This window comes from Actinomyces sp. Marseille-P3109 (assembly GCF_900323545.1).
Classification (GTDB): Bacteria; Actinomycetota; Actinomycetes; order Actinomycetales; family Actinomycetaceae; genus Actinomyces.
Genome location: NZ_OOHN01000008.1, coordinates 2,324,252 through 2,345,041, shown reverse-complemented (window position 1 = coordinate 2,345,041; position 20,790 = coordinate 2,324,252). Strand labels below are relative to the sequence as shown.

The 20,790-nt window shown below is 71.5% G+C and carries 19 protein-coding genes and 1 pseudogene; 10 read left to right on the top strand and 10 right to left on the bottom strand.

Going from position 1 to position 20,790, the window contains the following annotated elements:
• Position 1: 1 nt before the first annotated feature.
• From recR to BQ8008_RS10160, 3 genes are all read left to right on the top strand, one after another.
• Complete coding sequence (gene recR, locus BQ8008_RS10170; protein WP_003785942.1) at positions 2-610, top strand: recombination mediator RecR; 609 nt, start codon at positions 2-4, stop codon at positions 608-610.
• A 281-nt stretch (positions 611-891) separates the two neighbouring features.
• On the top strand, positions 892-1,800 hold the full coding sequence (locus tag BQ8008_RS10165; protein ID WP_108833899.1) for an ABC transporter ATP-binding protein: 909 nt from the start codon (positions 892-894) through the stop codon (positions 1,798-1,800).
• A 63-nt stretch (positions 1,801-1,863) separates the two neighbouring features.
• A complete protein-coding gene (locus BQ8008_RS10160) occupies positions 1,864-2,640 on the top strand; it encodes an ABC transporter permease (RefSeq protein ID WP_234415345.1) in 777 nt (258 codons plus the stop codon).
• A 117-nt stretch (positions 2,641-2,757) separates the two neighbouring features.
• On the opposite strand, the gene BQ8008_RS10155 is transcribed toward BQ8008_RS10160, so the two are convergent.
• The gene (locus BQ8008_RS10155) at positions 2,758-3,846 is read right to left on the bottom strand and encodes an ABC transporter permease (RefSeq protein WP_108833898.1); all 1,089 of its coding nucleotides are present in this window, start codon (positions 3,844-3,846) and stop codon (positions 2,758-2,760) included.
• Positions 3,843-4,787 (bottom strand): ABC transporter ATP-binding protein, encoded by a 945-nt coding sequence (locus BQ8008_RS10150; RefSeq protein ID WP_108833897.1) that lies wholly within the window; start codon positions 4,785-4,787, stop codon positions 3,843-3,845. The genes BQ8008_RS10155 and BQ8008_RS10150 overlap by 4 nt, the downstream gene beginning before the upstream one ends.
• A gap of 331 nt (positions 4,788-5,118) precedes the next feature.
• On the opposite strand from BQ8008_RS10150, the gene BQ8008_RS10145 reads away from it, so the two are divergent.
• Together BQ8008_RS10145 and BQ8008_RS10140 are read left to right on the top strand one after the other, a co-directional pair.
• The gene (locus BQ8008_RS10145; RefSeq protein WP_108833896.1) at positions 5,119-6,909 is read left to right on the top strand and encodes an aspartate kinase; all 1,791 of its coding nucleotides are present in this window, start codon (positions 5,119-5,121) and stop codon (positions 6,907-6,909) included.
• Positions 6,906-7,985, top strand: coding sequence for an aspartate-semialdehyde dehydrogenase (locus BQ8008_RS10140; protein ID WP_108833895.1), 1,080 nt, complete (start codon positions 6,906-6,908; stop codon positions 7,983-7,985). The genes BQ8008_RS10145 and BQ8008_RS10140 overlap by 4 nt, the downstream gene beginning before the upstream one ends.
• Positions 7,986-8,118: 133 nt before the next feature.
• On the opposite strand, the gene BQ8008_RS10135 is transcribed toward BQ8008_RS10140, so the two are convergent.
• From BQ8008_RS10135 to BQ8008_RS10125, 3 genes are all read right to left on the bottom strand, one after another.
• On the bottom strand, positions 8,119-8,901 hold the full coding sequence (locus BQ8008_RS10135) for a hypothetical protein (RefSeq protein ID WP_108833894.1): 783 nt from the start codon (positions 8,899-8,901) through the stop codon (positions 8,119-8,121).
• 16 nt (positions 8,902-8,917) lie between these two features.
• The gene (locus BQ8008_RS10130; protein ID WP_108833893.1) at positions 8,918-9,667 is read right to left on the bottom strand and encodes a hypothetical protein; all 750 of its coding nucleotides are present in this window, start codon (positions 9,665-9,667) and stop codon (positions 8,918-8,920) included.
• Between the two features lie 292 nt (positions 9,668-9,959).
• Entirely contained in the window at positions 9,960-10,556 is a 597-nt protein-coding gene (locus BQ8008_RS10125; protein WP_108833892.1) for a DUF998 domain-containing protein, read from the bottom strand.
• A gap of 226 nt (positions 10,557-10,782) precedes the next feature.
• Here BQ8008_RS10125 and BQ8008_RS10120 point away from each other — a divergent pair, with 226 nt between their 5' ends.
• Positions 10,783-11,160, top strand: a complete 378-nt coding sequence (locus tag BQ8008_RS10120; protein ID WP_108833891.1) for a thioredoxin family protein — start codon at positions 10,783-10,785, stop codon at positions 11,158-11,160.
• Positions 11,161-11,270: 110 nt separating this feature from the next.
• A complete protein-coding gene (locus BQ8008_RS10115; protein ID WP_108833890.1) occupies positions 11,271-12,212 on the top strand; it encodes a macro domain-containing protein in 942 nt (313 codons plus the stop codon).
• Positions 12,213-12,414: 202 nt separating this feature from the next.
• Here the strand turns inward: BQ8008_RS10115 and hemL are convergent, their stop codons facing one another.
• Positions 12,415-13,887: a glutamate-1-semialdehyde 2,1-aminomutase gene (gene hemL / locus BQ8008_RS10110; protein ID WP_108833889.1), complete on the bottom strand. Its 1,473-nt coding sequence runs from the start codon at positions 13,885-13,887 to the stop codon at positions 12,415-12,417.
• 256 nt (positions 13,888-14,143) lie between these two features.
• Complete coding sequence (gene hemB, locus BQ8008_RS10105; RefSeq protein ID WP_234415343.1) at positions 14,144-15,088, bottom strand: porphobilinogen synthase; 945 nt, start codon at positions 15,086-15,088, stop codon at positions 14,144-14,146.
• 102 nt (positions 15,089-15,190) lie between these two features.
• Between hemB and BQ8008_RS14135 the strand changes: the two genes are divergently transcribed.
• A complete protein-coding gene (locus BQ8008_RS14135; protein ID WP_442778238.1) occupies positions 15,191-15,730 on the top strand; it encodes a hypothetical protein in 540 nt (179 codons plus the stop codon).
• 56 nt (positions 15,731-15,786) lie between these two features.
• Here the strand turns inward: BQ8008_RS14135 and BQ8008_RS14005 are convergent.
• The 3 genes and pseudogenes from BQ8008_RS14005 to BQ8008_RS13800 all read right to left on the bottom strand — a co-directional run.
• Positions 15,787-15,975: pseudogene (locus tag BQ8008_RS14005) on the bottom strand (uroporphyrinogen-III synthase); the annotation flags it as partial.
• An 88-nt stretch (positions 15,976-16,063) separates the two neighbouring features.
• Entirely contained in the window at positions 16,064-17,545 is a 1,482-nt protein-coding gene (locus BQ8008_RS10090) for a hydroxymethylbilane synthase (protein WP_108834885.1), read from the bottom strand.
• 137 nt (positions 17,546-17,682) lie between these two features.
• The gene (locus tag BQ8008_RS13800) at positions 17,683-18,576 is read right to left on the bottom strand and encodes a hypothetical protein (RefSeq protein ID WP_234415487.1); all 894 of its coding nucleotides are present in this window, start codon (positions 18,574-18,576) and stop codon (positions 17,683-17,685) included.
• Here BQ8008_RS13800 and BQ8008_RS13795 point away from each other — a divergent pair.
• Together BQ8008_RS13795 and hemQ are read left to right on the top strand one after the other, a co-directional pair.
• Entirely contained in the window at positions 18,466-19,842 is a 1,377-nt protein-coding gene (locus BQ8008_RS13795; protein ID WP_234415470.1) for a ferrochelatase, read from the top strand. The genes BQ8008_RS13800 and BQ8008_RS13795 overlap by 111 nt on opposite strands.
• A 96-nt stretch (positions 19,843-19,938) precedes the next feature.
• Positions 19,939-20,784, top strand: a complete 846-nt coding sequence (hemQ, locus tag BQ8008_RS13790; RefSeq protein WP_234415342.1) for a hydrogen peroxide-dependent heme synthase — start codon at positions 19,939-19,941, stop codon at positions 20,782-20,784.
• Positions 20,785-20,790: the final 6 nt, after the last annotated feature.

Sequence of the window (20,790 nt, the reverse complement as noted above, 5' to 3'; positions counted from 1 at the left end):
CATGCCCGCCGTCTACGAAGGCGCCGTCCAGGACCTCATCGACGAGTTCGGCGAGCTGCCCGGCATCGGGCCCAAGTCCGCCCAGCGCATGGCCTTCCACGTGCTCGCCGCCGACTCGGCCGCCGTCGAGCGCCTCATCGAGGCCCTGCGCGCCGTCAAGGCCAAGGTCCGCTTCTGCGAGACCTGCGGCAACATCGCCGAGGCCCCCCAGTGCGCCATCTGCCGCGACCCCCGCCGCGACCAGCGCGTCATCTGCGTCGTCGAGGAGCCCAAGGATGTCGTCGCGATCGAGCGCACCCGCGAGTACCGGGGGCTCTACCACGTGCTCGGCGGCGCCATCGACCCCATCAACGGCGTCGGCCCCGACGACCTGCGCGTGCGCGAGCTCTTCAGCCGCCTCGGGACGGGTGAGGTCGAGGAGGTCATCCTGGCCACCGACCCGGACGTCGTCGGTGAGGCGACCGCCGCCTACCTCACCCGCATGCTGCGCACCATGGCCGTGCCCGTCTCCCGGCTCGCCTCCGGCCTGCCCGTGGGGGCGGATCTGGAGTATGCCGACGAGGTCACCCTCGGGCGGGCCTTCGAGGGTCGACGCCGCGTCGAGGACTGAGACTCCTTCCACTTCCACCCTCCCTCCCTTCTCTGTCGTCGAGCCGGGCGTTTTTCGCGTAGCCCCACCGTTTTTCCGTTGGGCTACGCGAAAAACGCCCGGCTCGACGGGGCGGGGTGGCTGGAAGAGTGAGGGGCGAGGACGAGACGCGACATCAACCAACTCGGTCCGTATAACTTGTAAAACTAGTTATACAGTGCGACGATAGGTGGCGTGAGGGCGCGCAGAGCCCTCCCGCTGAGGCGATCCACCTCGACGGACACCATCATCCAGGAGTCCCGATGAACGCCGTCACCTGCACCCACGTCACCCGTCGCTTCGGCAGCCTCACCGCCGTCGACGACGTCAGCCTCCACGTCGCCGATGGCGAGATCTTCGGCATCATCGGCCCCAACGGCGCCGGCAAGACCACGCTGCTGTCCAGCATCGAGGGCCTCGACGAACCCACCTCCGGCGAGATCACCGTCCTGGGCCACCATCCTGTCAAGGACTCCGCCGAGCTCGCCCGCCGCACCGGCATCCAGCTCCAGCAGGCCGCGCTCCTACCCCGACTGCGGGTCGGCGAGGCCCTCGAGCTCTTCTCCTCCTTCTACGACCACACCGTGCCCTGGCGCCCACTGCTGGAGCGCCTCGGCATCGCCTCCAAGGAGAAGGCCGACGTCGCCCGGCTCTCCGGCGGGGAGCGCCAGCGCGTCTTCATCGCCCTGGCCCTCGTCCATGACCCCGAGCTGCTCTTCCTCGATGAGCTGACCACCGCGCTCGACCCCCAGGCGCGCCTGGCCATGTGGGACGTCGTGCGCGACATCCGCGAGCGCGGCAAGACGGTGGTCCTGACGACCCACTACATGGAGGAGGCCGAGGCCCTGTGCGACCGGGTCGCCGTCATCGACCACGGACGCGTCATCGCCCTCGACACGATCCCGGCCCTCATCGCGGCCCACGGCGGCCAGGCCACGCTCCGGCTCAGGCTCAGCGCTCCGGCACCCAGGACGCTGTCCGACGTCGAGGGCGTCACCTCCGTACGAACCGACGGCGCCGTGACCGTTGTCAGCGGCACAGGTGCCTTCGCCCAGGCGGTCCTGTCCCGCCTGGCCCAGGCCGATGTCGTCGTGCAGAGCATGGAGACCCATTTGCCGGGCCTGGAGGAGGTCTTCCTCAACCTCACCGGACGCGCCCTCAGAGAAGCCTGACCGGCCGGGATCCGGCTGAGCAACCGACTACCGAAAAACCGAGCGCTGAGAAGAGACACGACCATGCCGACCATGCCGACCGCGCGCACCCGCCGAACCTTTACGACCCTGCTCGTCATGCTGGCCCGCTCGACCCTGCGCGAGCCCGTCGGCCTGTTCTTCACCCTCATCCTCGCCCCGCTGCTGGTGGCCGTCCTCGGGGTGCTCTTCGGCAATGACCCCAGTCCCCAGTTCGGCGGCCACGGCTTCATGGACGCCACCCTGCCCGCCTGCGCCTGCCTCGTGGTGGGGATGACCGGAATCATCATCCTGCCCACCAACCAGCTCCAGCTGCGCGAGAGCGGGGCCCTGACCCGTCTGCGGGCCACGCCGCTGAGCCCTCGGGTCTTCGTCGCGGCCGACCTGACCGTCAACTTCCTCATCAGCCTGGTGGGAATCGTCCTGGCGCTGCTGGTGGGAGCCCTCGGCTTTGGGGTGCGGCTCCAGGGCAGCCCGGTGGCGGTCCTGGCCGCTGCGGCCCTGGGGCTGATGGCCTTCCTGGCGCTGGGCTACACGTTGGCCGCCCTCTACCCCTCCTCGCGCGCGGCCACCGGAATCGGCAACGGGCTGTTCATCGTCATCATGATGACCTCCGGGGCCTTCGTCCCCCAGAGCCAGATCCCGCAGGGCGTCCAACGCGTGGCCCGCTACTCGCCCTTCCACTACCTGGTCGACCTCCTTCAGGGGATGTGGTCCGGCCGGTCCTGGACGGATTACGGGACGGCGCTCGCGGTGCTCATCGGCATGACGGTGGTCTGCGGCCTGCTGGGGGCTCGGCTTTTCCGTTGGAAGACGGCCTGACCGAGGTCCACTCACACCCCTCACGCCGAGCCGGGCAAATTTCGCGTAGCCCTACAGAAAAACGGTAGGGCTACGCGAAATTTGCCCGGCTCGACGAAGGGAGGGAAACGCCTCCGCTCAGGCCAGACGCACGCCGCGCGGCAGCCTGCCGGCCGGCACGCGCAGGCGCCTGCTGGCCGTCACGACGCCGCCTGCCCCCAGGGCCATGAGCGCCACCAGGCTCACAGGCCAGAAGGCCAGGTGCTCCGCCTTGGGGCCATCGCGGCTGCCCATGCTGGAGGGGCCGTCGTAGGAGTCCTCCCGGTCCTCGCAGTAGTTGTAGACGACCCGCTCGGGCTGAGGGTTGCGCATTGCGTCAACGCCCTGTCCGGTGAGGGACAGGAAGGAGTCCGGGGCGCCGAAGCCGGCCGAGGCCGGTTGCTGCGGCGCGTGGGCGGTGGCGTCCCCCAGGGCCACGAAGGGGTTGGGGGTCAGCATCCACCAGATCCGGTCGGTGCGGGTGACCTCATGGGTCTCAACCTCGGGCTCTGAGTGGCAGACGAGCTTGTCGTCGGTCGATCTGTCGTAGTCCACGTGGTAGTCCACCTCGGTCTGCGTGCCGGTCACCAGGGATGAGGCGATCGCCGTGGTCAGGGGCGTCCCGACGGTCAGGGCGGCCACCACGATGTAGGTCAGGACCGCGGAGGCCGAGGGGCGCGCCGTCAACGCTGAGAAGCCCAGGCCGATCGCGCACACCGCTCCCAGTGTGAAGACGAGGATGACCAGGTGGGCGACGAGCGCCTGCCAGTGCGAGCCTCCCGCAACCGTCAGAATGATGAGGAAGGGCGCCGCCACGGCCAGGAAGGCGATCGCCGCCGCCCAGGCCGCCAGCAGCTTGCCGACGACGATCTCCTGGCTGCGCAGCGCCGTGGCCTGTAGCAGCGCGAGGGTCGCGTCCGCCCGGTCCCCGTTGATCGACGTCGCCGACAGCGTGGGGGCCACAATGAGCCCGATCCCCAGGACGAAGCAGACGACGACGTCGTAGAGGGCCAGAAGGTACTCGTTGGATGTGTCTCCGGGGCTCGTGGTCTCCACGGCGATCGCCAGCCCGCCGCACAGCAGGATGAGGACGGCCAGCCAGATTCCCAGCATGACGCGCCAGCGCGTGGCCCGCACCCGCTGCCGCAGCTCGAGCACCATGATGGCGCGTACACCATTCCAAGTCATCGGCGTTCTCCTTCCAGGGCCAGGTAGGTCTCCTCCAGAGTTCCGGACAGCGGGGCGAAGGAGACGACCTCCACCCCGGCCTCGACGGCCTCGCGCAGCAGGTGGGCCGCCGCCGCGTCATCGGTGACTGCGATGCGCAGCTGCCCGTCCCCCTCAGGCGTGACCGGCAGCTGCACCGAGTGCGCCCACTCGCCCAGGCGCCCGGCATCCAGGGCCCGCATCCGCCAGGTCCGGCGCACCGGGACCGGGCGGGCGGCGACGTCGGTCCCCGCGCCAGCGGCCGGGACCTGGTCCGGTGCCGAGGGGACGGCGGTTCCGCGGGACATGAAGACGACGCCGTCGACCATCTCCTCCATCTCCGAAAGGATGTGGCTGGAGAGCAGGACCGTGGTGCCGCCCGAGGCCAGGTCGCGCAGCAGGACGCGCAGGTCGGCGCGCGAACGCGGGTCCATGCCGGCGGCGGGCTCGTCCAGGAGCAGGACCTTGGGGTCGTGGATGAGGGCGCGGGCCAGGCCCAGGCGCTGCTTCTGGCCCCGGGAGAGGACCCGGGCGGGCGTGCGCGCCATCTCATCGAGGTGGACCAGGGTGAGCATCTCGACGGCGCGGGCGCGGGCGGTGTCGGCATCCATCCCCTGGGCGGCGGCAAAGGTCAGGAGGATCTCAGTGCAGGTCAGGGAGTCCCAGGTGCCGAAGGCATCGGGCATCCAGCCCACAGTGCGGTGGACCTCGCGCGACTGGGTGACCGGGTCCAGGCCGGCCACGCGGATCGTCCCGGAGTCCGGGGCCAGGAGGGCCGCCAGCATGAGCAGCAGGGTGGTCTTGCCGGCGCCGTTGGGGCCGACCAGACCGGTGACGGAGCCGCCGGGCACCGACATGTCCAGCTGGCGCACCGCCGGTGCCCGGCCGAAGAAACGGGTGAGCTGAGAGACTTCGATGCTCATAACGGCAGGCTAATGCGTGGAGGACCGCTGTGGTCGGGGAAAGGTACCCATTGTCGATGGCCGTCGGCCCGCCGCGTGTGTGGGGGGTGGGCTCCAGGAGCGGGCGGCCGGGCCTCGGGGCTGCTCCCCTCGAGCGGTCCGCTGATGCTGTGATCTCGGATGCGTGTGATTTCCCGGCAACACGGCGCACCGTATGCTTGGCCCAGCCACGCCGTCGTGGGCGCCGCACGGCGACGGCTCCAGATTCCGGAAGCCCCTGCCGGGACGCCCGCACCGGCGCGGAGCCCCTGATTCAAGACACGCACCGATACCAGGACCCGAGGAGCGCCCCATGGCACTGGTCGTCCAAAAGTACGGCGGCTCGTCCGTCAGCGACGTCGACGCGATACGACGCGTCGCCCGGCGCATCGTCGCCACCCGCCAGGCCGGCAACACGGTCGTCGTCGTCGTCTCCGCGATGGGGGACACGACCGACGAGCTCCTCGATCAGGCCGCCGCCCTGACGACTGCCCCACCCGCCCGCGAGATGGACATCCTGCTGTCCGCCGGTGAGCGCATCTCCATGGCTCTGCTCGCCATGGCCGTCACCGAGCTCGGCGTGCCGGCGCGCGCCTACACCGGCGCCCAGGCCGGCGTCCTCACCGACTCCAAGTACGGCAAGGCCTCCATCGTCGGGGTGCTGCCCGAGCGCGTGGCCCGCTCCATCCAGACCGGCGCGGTCGCCGTCGTCGCCGGCTTCCAGGGCATCAACGAGGTCGAGGACACCACCACCCTGGGGCGCGGCGGCTCCGACACGACCGCGGTCGCCCTGGCCGCCGCTCTCAACGCCGACGTCTGCGAGATCTACACCGACGTCGATGGCCTGTTCACCGCCGACCCCCGCATCGTCCCCACCGCCAAGCGCATCGAGTCCCTCTCCAGCGAGGAGACCCTGGAGCTGGCCGCTCACGGCGCCAAGATCCTCCACCTGCGCGCGGTCGAGTACGCCCGGCGCTTCGGGGTGCCGCTGCACGTGCGCTCCTCCTTCTCCGACAAGACCGGGACCTGGATCTACGACGGCCGCCGCGAGGGAGCCTTCGTGCCCTCGGTCGTGGCCGCCCAGCTCGACGACGTCGTCGCCGCCGACACCGCGACGCCTGGTAGTCCTGCGACGCCGGCCTCCCCGGCCAGCGCCGACACTCCTGCGAGCCCGGCGACCCAGGGGGACTCTCCTGCGGCCTCCTCCTCGCCTTCAGACCCCGCCGGACTCGACGAGGGCCCCTCGGCCGCCGTCGTCGACACCGCCCACCGCAACGCCATCGCCGCGCGGGCCCAGGCCCGCCCNGCCTTCGTGCCCTCGGTCGTGGCCGCCCAGCTCGACGACGTCGTCGCCGCCGACACCGCGACGCCTGGTAGTCCTGCGACGCCGGCCTCCCCGGCCAGCGCCGACACTCCTGCGAGCCCGGCGACCCAGGGGGACTCTCCTGCGGCCTCCTCCTCGCCTTCAGACCCCGCCGGACTCGACGAGGGCCCCTCGGCCGCCGTCGTCGACACCGCCCACCGCAACGCCATCGCCGCGCGGGCCCAGGCCCGCCCCCGCCCGTCCGCCAAGGAGGACCACGTGGAAGCCCCCGTCATCTCCGGAATCGCCCACGACCGCAGCCAGGACAAGATCACGCTCGTGGGTGTGCCCGACGTCCCCGGCGCCGCCGCCCGCATCTTCGCGATCGTGGCCGGCACCGACGCCAACATCGACATGATCGTCCAGGACGTCTCCGCCGAGGGCACGGGCCTGACCAACATCTCCTTCACCTGCCCCGACGGCGACTCCGCCACCGCTCGCGAGGCCCTGGAGGCCGCCCGCGAGGAGCTGGGCTTCCGCAGCCTGCACTTCAACCCCGACATCGGCATCCTGTCCCTGGTGGGGGCCGGCATGCGCTCCAACCCGGGAGTCTCGGCACGCCTGTTCGGCGCCCTGAGCGAGGCCGGGGTCAACATCCACATGATCTCCACCTCCGAGATCCGCATCTCGGTGGTGGTCGACGACGCCGCACTCGACGAGGCCGTGCGCGCCGTCCACTCCGCCTTCGGCCTCGACGCCCAGGCCGCCGAGGCGGTCGTCTACGGAGGGACCGGACGATGAGCAATCCCGTGAACACCTACACCGGCCCGGCTGATGGCGTCTGCGTCGCCGTCGTGGGCGCCACCGGCCAGGTCGGCCGCGTCATGCGCGCCATGCTGGCCGAGCGCGACTTCCCCGCCCGCTCGGTGCGCTTCTTCTCCTCGGCCCGCAGCGCCGGGACCGTCGTGGACTTCCGCGGCGTCCAGATCGAGGTCGAGGACGTCGCCACCGCGGACCTGGCGGGCATCGACGTCGCGATCTTCTCCGCCGGGGGCGCCGCCTCGCGCGAGCACGCCCCCCGCTTCGCCACGGCCGGGGCCGTCGTCGTCGACAACTCCTCGGCCTGGCGCAAGGACCCCGAGGTGCCGCTCGTGGTGAGCGAGGTCAACCCGCACGCCCTGCGCGAGCGGCCCAAGGGCATCATCGCCAACCCCAACTGCACCACCATGGCGGCCATGCCCGCGCTCAAGGTGCTGCACGAGGAGGCCGGGCTCATCCGCCTCATCGTCTCGACCTACCAGGCCGTCTCCGGCTCGGGGCGGGCCGGGGTGGCCGAGCTGGCCGGGCAGGTTCGCGCCGTCGTGAATGAGGACATGGAGGGCCTGGCCCTGGACGGGCGGGCCGTTGAGTTCCCCGCGCCTGAGGTCTACGTCGACACCATCGCCTTCAACGCCGTGGCCTGGGCCGGTGGCGACGCAGGCGACGGCTCCGGCGAGACCGATGAGGAGCAGAAGCTGCGCAACGAGTCGCGCAAGATCCTGGGGATCCCGGACCTGCTCGTCTCCGGCACCTGCGTGCGCATCCCGGTCTTCTCCGGCCACGGCCTGAGCGTCAACGCCGAGTTCGCCCGTGAGATCAGCGTCGAGCGCGCCCGCGAGCTGCTTGAGGCGGCGCCCGGCGTCACCTACCAGGACGTGCCCAGCCCCCTCAAGGGCGCCGGCCGCGACGGCACCTTCGTGGGGCGTCTGCGCGCCGACCAGGCCTTCGCTCCGGGCCATGGCCTGCAGTTCTTCGCCGTCGGGGACAACCTGCGCAAGGGCGCGGCCCTCAACGCCGTCGAGCTCGCCGAGCTGGTGGCCGCCGAGATCCGGGGCTGAGCAGTCTTTTCCCGCCGAGCCGGGCATTTCTCGCGTAGACCTACCGAAAAACGGTCGCACTACGCGAGAAATGCCCGGCTCGGTGTCTATTTGACCGGCTCTGTGGTGGCGGGATGGGCGGCCGATCCGAACTTCAGGATGCCTCCTTCGGAGAGGTCTCGGAGGTGGGGGCCAGGCCCGGCTGGTCGTCGGTAGGTGCCTCGGCGTCCCCGACCTCGGGCGCAGTGAGATCTCGAGGAAGGAACAGAGGGCCGATGATCGTGGGCGTGAAGAGGATGAGAACGAAGACGATGCTTGCGTTCGTAAAAGGGGTGTGCTCGGTGACTCCATGAATGGAGATGAAGGAGATCAAGCAGATAATGGTGGCCGTGGGGGAAATGGATGCCAGCAGGGTGATGAATAGTCCGGCTGCGAGCCAAAATAGCACTGTGTTCTCGTTCGTGGCTGCCTGAGCCTGTTCGATCTGCGATGACTGGACTGATGGTTTAAAGAGGGCCAGCACGAGGATGATTCCGGTTGCAGCCGCGGCGAGCCGCGCAGGATGGAGGGCGTATCGCCACCCACGTATGTGCGGGCGCCACGAGCGTATGCGTTCTCCCGCAATGAGGGCGAGCGCCGCTCCCAGGAGCAGGCCGGCGAAGAACCATAGAGTCCTGTAGGCGAGATAAAGATCGTTCGGCCCGTCGCTGTTGTACGGTGCCAGGATGCTCACTGTCAGCAGCATCGCTCCGGAGGTTGCCAGGCTGGGCGGGTGATTCCAGGTGACCCATGGGAGAATCATCAAAAGCGGGATGAGGATCAATGGGTTTCCGGGGTGATCCGTGCTTGCACTGGAAGCGAGCAGTGATGCGAAAACTGCTGTGAGGGCCATAGTGAACGGGGGTCTCACCTGTTGAAGAGCCTCGTTGTCCTTCATAGGTCTCCTCCCGTTGTCATGTTGCCTGCGTGGCTGGTTGAGGTTTCTTGTAGCTGTACATGGTGAACAGTCCGGCCGTGGCTGCTATCGCGATCAGCGGGAGGGAGACTGTTTCGATGTGGCTATGCCAAGTGCTCTCTTCGCTGTCGGCGACATAAATCCATGTCAGTGTTATTCCCAGAAAGGAGAGTGAGCTGACAGGTGAGATGGCCGCAAGGGCTGCCATGAAGAATCCGGGGAGGAACATCAGAAGCGCGGTCCCGGTGTTGCCTGTGAAGAGGCCCGATGGTGAGTTGGATGGTGCGATCAGAAATATGATCGGGAGGATCGGGGCCAGTACGGCGATGATGGCTCTGTCGGGCTGGAAGATGCTGTCGACCTCCTCCGGGCGTCGATCGCTGTTGCGGGAGGAGGTCAATACGGTAGCGAATGTTGATCCGCACATGATGCCGGAAAGAGCCCATAAAGTCGGATCGGTCGAGGTGAAATCGCTGTTTCCGTCACCTTCTCCTGATTGCAGTTGTGTAGCCATGAAGGCGGTGACGGTGAATACCATGCATGAGGCTGCTTGTGCTTGTGGTGAGTTCCATGCGGCGGCACCAATGCACAGTGCCCAGAAAATGATGGCAAAAACAGAGAGTGAAGAGTCGGTCGAGTTGTACTCGGGTCCGGTGCCGTGCAGGTCCGCGACGGCGAAAACGATGAAAATGCTGAGGACTGCTGTTATCGGGGCCCGGAGTGGCTGAAAAGCCTTGATTCCACTCATGCGGTGTTCCTCGTTCCTCCCGAGAAGGTGTGCCGATGCGGACGATGAGGCGGGTTGTTGTGCGCGGTTGCGCTTTGCCTCTCCCGTGGGCGTCGTTGAGAAGAGTAGCGAAGAGGGCTATCCGAGGTGACGGTTACGGTATGTCAAGGGGCCGGGGAAGGCTGAGTCGGGTGAGTAGGGGCATGTTACGCATTGGGCTGTTGTGTGACATCTGAAGGGGTGGATCGCGTACAACGGGCGCTTGCTGAACGTCGTGGGTGGGTGCCCGGAAACGGTCATGCTCGGTGAGGACTCAGGCCAGCAGGAGCCCGGCCGCGGCGCCGAGGTAGAAGACGTAGACGGCCAGCAGGAAGATCCGCTCCGAGATCCCGAAGGCGTAGGGTCTCAGGCGGCGGACGACCAATGCGATCACCAGGGCGGTGAGTGCGGCGGCGGTCACCCACCGGGTCGCCCCGAGGAGGGACACCAGCCCCCGCGGCGCGAGTGGGGTCAGCAGCCGGACGATGTTGCCCATGCACGAGTAGGCGATCGCGAACCACGCGATGGCGGTCACCAGGTGAAGGCGACCGATGAGAGTGGTCGGCTGCCCCTCGACGTCGGTCGGCAGGAACGGCAGCGCCGCGAAGATGACGGCCAGGACCGCCAGCCAGAGTGCCACGCCCTTCTCCGGCGTCGGCGGTCCGAGGGCGACGGCGCCTGCGAGCACGGCCCAGAACACCGCCGAGGTCCAGGTGACGGCAGCCGCCAACCGGCGGGTCGGCCCGACGGCGTAGTCGCTCACGGCGTGCTGCACGATGTTGTAGTCGCTGGGGACGAGGTGAAGGGCGATGAACATGGCCAGCCGCGCGACTCCCAGGACGAGGGCGACTGCGGCAAGGACGGTCGTCATTGAACCGGCTCCTTCCGTGCGGGTGCGACTCGATGCTAAACCCTTCCAGTCCGTCGCGGCTGGGGATGGTTCTTCGTCGGGGACGGTGCCGTCCTCCTCTCGCGAACGGGGACACTCGACGCCGTCGGCGGAGGTGGATAGCCGGATGCGCCAGGAATAGGGTGGGCCCCGGTCGTGTTGGCCGCAGTGGAACCGATCAGTATCCGCAGTCTTGAAAGGAACGCTCATGGCCACCAAGAACATCACCGGTCCCGAGTTCAAGGACACCATCCACGGCGAGGGCATCACGTTTGTCGACTTCTGGGCCTCCTGGTGCGGCCCGTGCATGCGCTTCGGCCCCATCTACGAGAAGGCCGCCGAGGCCAACCCGGACATCACCTTCGCCAAGGTCGACACCGAGGCCGAGCAGGACCTCGCCGGGGCGCTGGGCATCTCCTCGATCCCCACGCTCATGGTCTTCCGTGACAATGTGCTCGTCTACCGCGAGGCCGGCGCCCTGCCCGCCCCCGCGCTGGACTCCCTCATCACGCAGGTGCGCGAGCTCGACATGGACGCCCTCAAGGCCAAGATCGCCGAGGAGGAGGCCGCCGGGGCACAGGCCTGAACCGGCCCACGCTGTCCGACGTCGCCCGGGAACCCGCCGTTTCCGGGCGACGTCGTCGTCTGTTACCCGGCTCGCCCAGCCAAGGGCAGAACATCACGTTTTGATATCCTATGATGGCCCGCGTGAAGTTGGAGTCCCACGTCAGTCACGCTGTCAGAGCCCGATGGGCGGTACCCGTCGGCGCCTCGGGCCGCGACGCGCTGGTGCGCCATCTGGTCTACGCCTTCATCCGCTCGGATCCCGAAGGGGCCACGGACTGGATCGACTCGACGGTCCCCACCGACCCCGATGAGCTGCGCACCATGCTCGACTTCCTCCTCACCGCCCGCCCCCCGGCGCCCCTGCCCGAGGACATCGCCGCCGACCTCGACACCCTCCTGGAGGCCGAGGCCGCTGAGCGCGGCATGGTCGACGCCACCGAGATCCCGCCCCTGGCCATCACCGACCACGTGCCCGGCCTGCTGGGCCGCAACGTGGCCTTCTGGCGCGGCGACCTCACCCGACTGCGCGCCGGCGCCGTCCTCAACGCCGCCAACTCCGGGATGCTCGGCTGCTTCGCCCCCGGGCACCGCTGCATCGACAACATCATCCACGCCGTCGCCGGGCCGGCCCTGCGCGCCGAGTGCGCCCGCTACATGACCTGGGCGGAGACCTTCGACCCCACCCGCCGTCAGGGCGGGGAGCCGGCCGGCCGGGCCGTCTTCACCGGCGGCTACCACCTGCCCGCTCAGCACGTCATCCACTCGGTGGGCCCCATCATCGAGGACGGTCGCGAGCCCACGCTGCGCGACCGGCGCCTGCTGTCCTCGTGCTACACGAGCGTCCTCAACGTCGCGCACGCCGCGGGGCTGGGCAGCGTCGGCCTGTGCTCGCTGTCCACGGGCGTTTTCGGCTACCCCAAGCGGCAGGCAGCCCTGGTGACCCTGGAGACGATCGGCCGCTGGCTGGCGGCCCACCCCGACTCCCGGCTGCGCATCGTCATCAGCCTCAACGCCGACGTCGACGTCGCCGCCTACGAGGCCGCCCTCGCCCCGCCGCCCTGGAGGCCGTGAGAGGTTACGAGAGGCCTGAGCCCTCAACGCGCCCGAGGCGGCGTACTGCACGAGGGTCGGGTGCCACTGGCCGACAGGTGGGTGTACTCCACGCGGTGCGGGGGTTCGTGCAGTACGGACAACCTCCGGCCAGTACGTCCCAGACCTCGTGGAGTGCGGGCGGCTGTGGGCGCCGACGTCGGACCAGATCCACTGAGGGCGGTCAGTTCGCCCGGGCCCGTGCCGCGGCGCGCGCGGCCGCCGGGGCCGCGTCCGCAATCGCCTCCAGCTCCGCCTCGCCGTGCGCGGCCGAGACGAACCAGGCCTCGAACACCGACGGCGGCAGGCTCACCCCGGCCTCGAGGAAGGCGTGGAAGAAGGGCCCGTAGCGCCAGGTCTCCTGGGCGCGGGCCGCCTCGTAGTCGCTCACGCCCCGCTCGGCGGCCCGCTGCCCGAACATGAAGGAGAACAGGGAACCCGCCCGCTGCACGCGGTGGGGCACGCCCTGCTCGGTCAGGGCCGCCGAGACCACCTCGCCGATGCTCTGGGCGCGCCCGGCCACCGAGGCGTAGACGGCGTCGTCGGCCAGCTGGAGCGTGGCCAGGCCGGCCGCCGTGGCCAGCGGGTTCCCCGAGAGCGTGCCAGCCTGGTAGACGGGGCCGTCCGGCGCCAGCAGATCCATGACCTCCGCGCGTCCGCCGACGGCGGCCAGCGGCATCCCGCCGCCCACGACCTTGCCGAAGGTCACCAGGTCCGGCACCCAGACGGCGCGCTCGCGCCAGTCCGCGCCCGGCCAGGTGGGGGCTGCGGCGTCGGCGGGCTCGGAAGAAGTGGCACCAGCGGTGGAGGGCCGGGCGGTGAAGACCGGCAGGTCCGAGGCCCAACCGTCGACGGCCTCCAGGCCCCACCAGCCGGCCGGGCCCACGCGGAAGCCGGTGAGGACCTCGTCGAGGATCATGAGCGCGCCGTGCTCGGCGGTGATGCGGCGGATCGCGGCGTTGAAGCCGGGCGCCGGCGGCACGATCCCCATATTGGCCGGGGCCCCCTCGGTGATGACCGCGGCGATCTCGGGGCCGCGCTCGGCGAAGCAGGCCTCCAGGGCGGCGACGTCGTTGTAGGGCAGGACGATCGTCTGAGCGGCCACGGCCGCGGGCACGCCCGCGCTGCCCGGCAGGCCGCCGGTGGCCAGACCCGAGCCGGCCGCCGCGAGCAGGCCGTCGCTGTGCCCGTGGTAGCAGCCCGCGAACTTCACCACCAGGTCGCGGCCCGTGGCGCCGCGGGCCAGGCGCACGGCCGTCATCGTCGCCTCGGTGCCGGTGGACACGAAGCGCACCCTTTGCGCGGCCGGCACTCGGCGGCGCACTTCCTCGGCCAGGAGCGTCTCCGACTCGGTCGGGGCGCCGAAGGACAGGCCGCGGGCGGCGGCCTCCTGGACCGCGCTGACGACCTCGGGACGGGCGTGCCCCAGAATCGCCGGGCCCCATGAGCCCACGAGGTCCACGTAGCGGCGGCCCTCGACGTCGACGACGTGGGCGCCGCTGGCCGAGGCGATGAACCTCGGCGTGCCGCCCACCGAGCCGAAGGCGCGCACGGGGGAGTCGACGCCCCCGGGGATGACGGCGCGAGCCGCCTCGAACAGGGCGGTGTTGGTCGTGGTGCTGGAGGGCTGGCCTGCAGGCCGCGGCTGCTGGGACACGGGCGTTCCTGTCGGTGACGTGGCTGGTCGGGGCCGGTTCAGGCGGGGTCGCCGCACCGGCCGGGGCTGCCTCCCAACCTACCGGACTGGCATGGCGCATGAGTGGCATCAGCGCGAGTACCTCCAGGGCTCGCGGACGCGCCCTGGACCTCGACTACTGACGTCACGGGTGCAGTCCGCGAGATCTGAGGTGCGTCCGCGGCGAGCCACGTGCGTGGCCGCGGCCCTGGGATCGCCCCTGCCTTCGTCACATGATCTACCGCAGGGCCGGGTTCTCGGCGATCTCCCGGGCCCAGTAGGTCAGGACCATGTCCGCCCCCGCGCGCACGATCCCCAGCACCGACTCGGCGATGACGCGCTCGCGGTCGACCCACCCGCGCTGCGCGGCCGCCTCCACCATCGCGTACTCGCCGCTGACCTGGTAGGCGGCCACCGGCACCGGTGAGGCGGCGGCGACGTCGGCCAGCACGTCCAGGTAGGGGCCGGCCGGCTTGACCATGACGATGTCCGCCCCCTGCTCGACGTCGAGCATGACCTCGCCCAGGCCCTCGCGGCGGTTGGCCGGGTCCTGCTGGTAGGCGCGCCGGTCCCCGGTGAGCGTGGAGCCCACGGCCTCGCGGAACGGCCCGAAGTAGGCCGAGGCGTACTTCGCCGAGTAGGCCAGGATCGCGACGTCGTCGTGCCCGGTGGCATCCAGGGCGGCGCGGATCGCGGCGACCTGCCCGTCCATCATCCCCGACGGCGAGACCATGTGCGCCCCGGCCTCCGCCTGGGAGACCGCCATCGCCTGGTAGGTGGCCAGGGTGGCGTCATTGTCGACCTCGCCGGCGCGCGGGCCGTCGGGACGGATCAGCCCGCAGTGGCCGTGGCTGGTGAACTCGTCCAGGCAGGTGTCCGCGCACACGACGACGTCGTCCCCCACCTCCGCTCGCACGGCCGCGATCCCGCGGTTGAGGATGCCGTCCTCGGCCCAGGCAGCGGTGCCCGAGGCGTCGCGGGCGGCGGGCACGCCGAACAGGTCGATGGCGCTGACGCCGGCCTCGGCGCAGGCGGCGGCCTCGCGGCGCAGCGAGTCCAGTGTGTGCTGGACGACGCCAGGCATCGCCTCCACGGGGTGGGGGGCGTCGATGTCCTCGCGCACGAACACCGGCAGGATGAGTGCGGCCGGGTCCACGACGTGCTCGCGCGTCAGGCGCCGCATTGCCGGGGTGGTGCGCAGGCGGCGGGGGCGGACGGTCGGGGCCTGCGNCGGATCTCCGGAGAATCCGTGGGGCGGGAGACCAACGACCACCAGGAGCACCCCATGACCGACGCCCTTCGACCGGCCGCCGACTTCCTGTCGCGCCGCTCCGTCCCCGACCCGCAGGCCCCGACCGTCCGCCCCCGCCGCCTGCGCACCACCCCGGCAATGCGGCGCCTGACGCGCGAGCACGTCGTGGACCCGGCCGCACTCATCCTGCCGGTGTTCGTGCGCGAGGACATCGACGCCCCCCACCCCGTGGAGGCGATGCCTGGCGTCGTCCAGCACACACTGGACTCGCTGCGCCGCGAGGCCGCCGCCTGCGCCGAGGCCGGCAGCAGCAGGCGCCGTGCGGTGCCCGGGGCGGCTCCCGGACCACCGGCGAGGGCGGGCTCCTTCAGGAGCGCGGTGGCCGAGCCCCGGGCCACCAGGTCGGGGGTGGCTCCAGCGAGCTCTGCCCAGGCGCGCGCGGTCGCCGGCCCGACGACCGCCACCCGCACCGGCGAGATCGCTGCGGCGGGCTCGCGCTGCCCAGGTGATGTCGCTCGGGCGCGGCGAGGTGCAGCGTCGACGTGGGCATTGGAATCGCCGGAGTCGTCGTGATGGCCATGGTTGCCGGTCGCCGAGCCGATTCCGGCTTCTGCGAGCAGGTACGGCGCCAGCGCCTCGATGGTCCGGGCCGAGGTGAGCACCAGCCAGGCGGCCTCACCCGCCGCGATCCGCCGCGCGGTCGCCTCCAGGGCCACGGCGTCCCCCGGAACGGTCCGCGTCACGGCGGCGCGCAGTACCTCCGCCCCGGCCCGCTCCAGCGCCGAGGCGATCCGGTCGCGATCCTTGACCCGTGGCATCAGCACGACCCGCCCCGCCAGCGGCGCGTCGGCAGCCTCGTGGGGCCGGGCCGGGGGGTGCTTGAGCGGGTTGCTGCGTGAGGTGGACTCAGCCATGGCCGCAGTCCCGCCGCGGTTTGTTGGCATGCAGGTCGACGATATCGCCGGCACCGTCCTCCAGCAGGATCTCGGCCACTCGGACTCCCAGCGCCTCCGCCGCCCGAACCGCCGCTGCGGCCTCACGCGGGCTGCCGGAGCCGCCCGCTGTCCCGGGCAGCTCGGTGCTCAGCTCGCAGCCGACTTCTTGGCCGCCGTCGAGCGAGGTGACCACCGCCCGCAGCACGAGCACCCGCGGCGAGCGGCTCGACGTCGTTCCGCCGTGCGGCTGTCCATCCCCAGCACCCCGGTCCGCTCTCCCGTCGTCACTGCGGGTCCCCTCGCCGCCGTCGGCCCGGCCCGCGGTGACTCCGTCTGACTGGCGGCTACTGCTCGCACACCCGGCACCTCGGCGGGTTCCGGACATTGCGTTGTCATAGCGGCAGAAGGTCTCGTTCCACCCGGCCTCGCGCTCGCCGCAGTCCTCCCTCCGCTCCTGTTCGCCGCCCCGCAGGCGCGCCCAGGCGCCCACCGGCGCCGCGCAGCCCGCGCCGAGCCGGGCCATGAGCGACCGCTCTGCCGTCACCGCCAGACGCGTGGGCTCGTCGTCGAGCGCCGCCACCGCCCGGGTCAGCGCGGTAGAGCTCGCTGCGGCCTCTCCATTCTCCGAGCGCTGTGGGTTCTCCGGGTCTCCTGCGGTCTCAGCGCTCTTTGAGATCCCTCCGCCCTCCCGGGCCTCCAGGGCGCCCGCCCTCGCCTCCACGGCCAGAGCCCCCTGGGCGGGCGCGGGCAGCATCATTTCCAGGTCCAGGACCTCACTCGCGCAGTGCTCCAGGCCCAGGCGCCGTAGCCCCGACAGGGCCAGCACCACCGCGTCCAGGTCGCCGGCGGCGTCGGCCCGGCTCGGCGCGACCGGCTCATCAGCTCCGACGCCGACCGCCCCCAGCCCCCGCACCCGCGCCAGCCGTGTGGGCACGTTGCCGCGCAGGTCCACCACCTCCAGGTCCGGTCGGGCAGCCAGCAGCTGGGCGGCCCGGCGCGGCGAGCCGGTGCCCACGCGGGCGCCGTCGGGCAGGGTGGCCAGGGTCAGGCCGTCGCGGGCGCACAGGGCGTCGCGCGGGTCCTCACGCGGCGGCACGCAGATGACCTCCAGGCCCTCGACCGGCTGGGTGGGCAGGTCCTTGAAGGAGTGGACCACCAGGTCCACCTCGCCGTCCAGGAGCGCATGGCGCAGCCGGGCCGCGAATACCCCGACCCCCCCGAGACTGCGCAGGGGCGTGCGATCGCCGTCGCCGTCCGTGCGCACGGTGACCAGCTCAATGTCCAGGTCGCCGCCGTGCTCGTCGGGGCCCTCACCATGGTCGTCTTCGACGGCGGCCGCACTGTTGGCCGCGGCCCGACGCAGCGCGTCGGCGACCTGCCCGGACTGGGTCAGTGCCAAGCGCGAGCCGCGCGTGCCCAGCCGAACCCGACTGCGCTCCTCAGGCGTGCTCATGCCCATCTCCTCCTTGATATCGCCGGCCTCGTCCAGGCGCCGCGTTCGTACGGTACGGCCCGCCTTCGTCCCCTGGGGGTACGAACTCGCGGCCTAATATACGAACGCGACGAGGGCACCGGTTCCGGCGGGCCGCCTCATGCGCCATGCGGACCCACCAGGCGCCCGGCGGCGGCGCGGGCGTGCTCGACGACGGCCGCGATCCCGGTCCCCGCCACCCACGCCCCGGTGACCTCCAGCCCCGATACCATCGCGAGCTGCTCCTCCAGGCGCTCCGTGCGCTCCCGGTGGGCCGGCGTCACCGGCGGCAGCGTCCCGTCCCAGCGCACCAGCATGTGGTCGACGACGTCGCCCGGCTCGATCCGCACCCCGGTCAGGGCGGCCACATCATCCAGCGCCACCGACAAGCCCACCTCCGGGCGCGGCTGACCGGGCCTGCCGTAGGACAGGCGCAGCGCGTGGATGTCCGGCCCGTGCAGTGCGCGCAGCTCGGCCCCGACCCACGGCCACTTGGCGCTCAGGTGCGACAGCGCCTTGGCCCGCGCCGGGCAGACCGCCCCGCCCGAGGTCGCCTGCTCGGCCGGTGCCACGAGCAGGCCCGAGCCCACCGGCTCCCCGTTCAGCCCCGGCACCCGCGCCACCAACGTGAATCGGGCGACCGGCGCCCCCACCGGCACGGTCAGGTCCGTCGCGCTCGCGGGCAGGGCGGGGACGCCCCGCAGCAGGCGCAGCGCGGCGCCGGCCGAGCACGCCAGGATGACCCGGTCGGTCACGGGCGGCCCGGCCCCGCCCAGGGCCCGGCCGCCCCTCGCGGTGCCGACCGGACCGCAGGCCTGGCCGCTGACCTCAGCGCCGATCCGGCCGGCATCCCGGCCAGCCTGCCGGCCACCGACCCGCTGGCCCCTTACGACGCCGTCCTCCTGCTGTCCTACGGCGGTCCCCGCCAGCCCGAGGACGTCCTGCCCTTCATGCGCAACGCCACCGCCGGCCGCGGCGTGCCCGACTCGCGCCTCCTGGAGGTCTCCGGCCACTACCAGGGCTTCGGCGGCGCCTCCCCGATCAATGCGCGCAACGCCGAGCTGCGCGACGCCCTCCAGGCCCGCCTGGCCGAGCGCGGCTCCCGGCTGAAGGTCGTCGTCGGCAACCGCAACTGGCACCCCTTCGTCAGCCAGGCCCTGCGCGAGCTCGCCGACGCCGGGGCTCGCCACGTCCTGGCCCTGCCCACCGCCGCCTTCGGCTCCTACTCCGGGTGCCGTCAGTACCGCGAGGACCTGGCCGGGGCCGTCGCCCTGCTCGCCGCCGGTGCGGACGGGGCCACCGGCGACGGCTTCGAGGCCGACGCCGCCGCCCGGGTCGGTGGGGACGGCGGCGGCCCCGTCGACCTCACCGTGGACAAGACACGCCCCTACTACAACACCCCCGGCCTGCTGGAGGCCAACGTCGACGCCATCGTCGAGGCCTACGGCAGACTCGCCGAGCAGGGGGTGGCCGCCGCGGACGCTCGCCTCGTGCTCGTCACCCACTCCATCCCCCTGGGCATGGAGACCGGTTCCGCCCCGAGCCCCGACTCCGACGGCGCCCACGGCGTTGCGGACGTCGACTACCCGACCGAAACCGGGCAGCCCGGCCGGCACTCCGCACACCACCCCGGCGGGCGCTCGGCCACACTCACCCCGGCACAGCCCGCCGAGCAGCGCGAGCCCGGCGTCACCGCGGACCTGTCCACGGAGATCTCCTACGTCACCCAGCACGAGGCGCTCGCCGCGATCCTCGTGCCCGAGGTCGCCCGCCGTCTTGGCCTGGCGCAGGTGGAGGCCGACCTCGTCTACTGCTCGCGCTCCGGCCCGCCGCAGGCCCGCTGGCTCGAACCGGACGTCAACGACCACCTCGAGGCCCTGGCCGCCGGGCGCCTGACCGACGGCAGCCCGGTGGATCGGCCCGGGGGCGTCGTCGCGGCCCCCTTCGGTTTCATCTCCGATCACATGGAGGTCGTCTTCGACCTCGACACCGAGGCCGCCCAGACCGCCCACGACCTGGGGATGCCGTACGCGCGCGCCGCCACCGTCGGCACCCACCCGGCCTTCGTCGACTCCCTCGTCGACATCCTCATCGAGCGGGCCGCCGCCGCCCGGGGCGAGGACGTCCATCCCGGCTCGACCACCGGCGTCGGCCCCTTCCACACCGTCTGTCCGCCCTCCTGCTGCCGCCCCGGTACCCGTCACCCCGGCACCCGCCCGGCCGACGGCGCAGCTCACGAGCCTGCCGCCGGCCACCAGCCGGCCATGAGCGGGTCGTGACCGAATATCGGCCGGCCATCGACTGGCCAGCCTGACGGCTCCGACGGAACCCCGATAGCCTCCAGCCCAGCAGCTCCGGAAGATCAAGGAGAAGAGATGAGCACCGACACCCACGAGCAGCACGGCAGTCACGGTAACCGCCATGGCGCGCACGGCAGCGGCCACCCCGGCGGACACCCTGCCGAGGGCGGCCTGCACCGCTTCGAGGACGAGGAGCGTCGCCCCCACCGCGACCCGCGCGACGCCACTGACGTCGACCTCGAGGCCATCAACAACCAGTACCACTACACCCTCTACTCCGTCTTCCGCCTCACCCGGCGCCTGCCCGCATCCCAGCCCGAGCGCGAGCAGCTCCTGGGGGAGAGCGCCAACTTCGTTGAGGCCTGCGGCGTGACGACGCGCGGCTGGTACGACGTCGGGGGCCTGCGCGCCGACGCCGACCTGCTCGTGTGGTGGCTCGACGACGACCCCGAGGTCCTCCAGAACGCTTACCACCGCCTGCGCAGCAGCGCGCTGGGCCGCTATCTGGAGCCGGTGTGGTCCTGCATGGGGCTGCACACGCCCGCCGAGTTCAACCCCCGTCACGTGCCGGCCTGCCTGGCCGGGGTGGCGCCGCGCGACTGGGTCATGGTGTACCCCTTCGTGCGCTCTTACGAGTGGTACCTGCTCGCCCCCGAGGAGCGCTCGCGCATGATGGCCCAGCATGGGCGCCACGGCTTCTCCAAGTACCCGGACGTCAAGGGCTCCACCCTGGCGACCTTCGGCCTGAGCGACTACGAGTGGATCCTCGGCTTCGAGGCCGACACCCTCGACCGGCTCGAGGGCGTCCTGCACCACCAGCGCTACACGGACGCGCGCATGCACGTGCGCGTGGACACGCCTTTCTACACCGGGCGCCGCGTCAGCCCCCAGGAGTGGGCCGAGCGCCAGCCCTGGGCCTGACTCCTC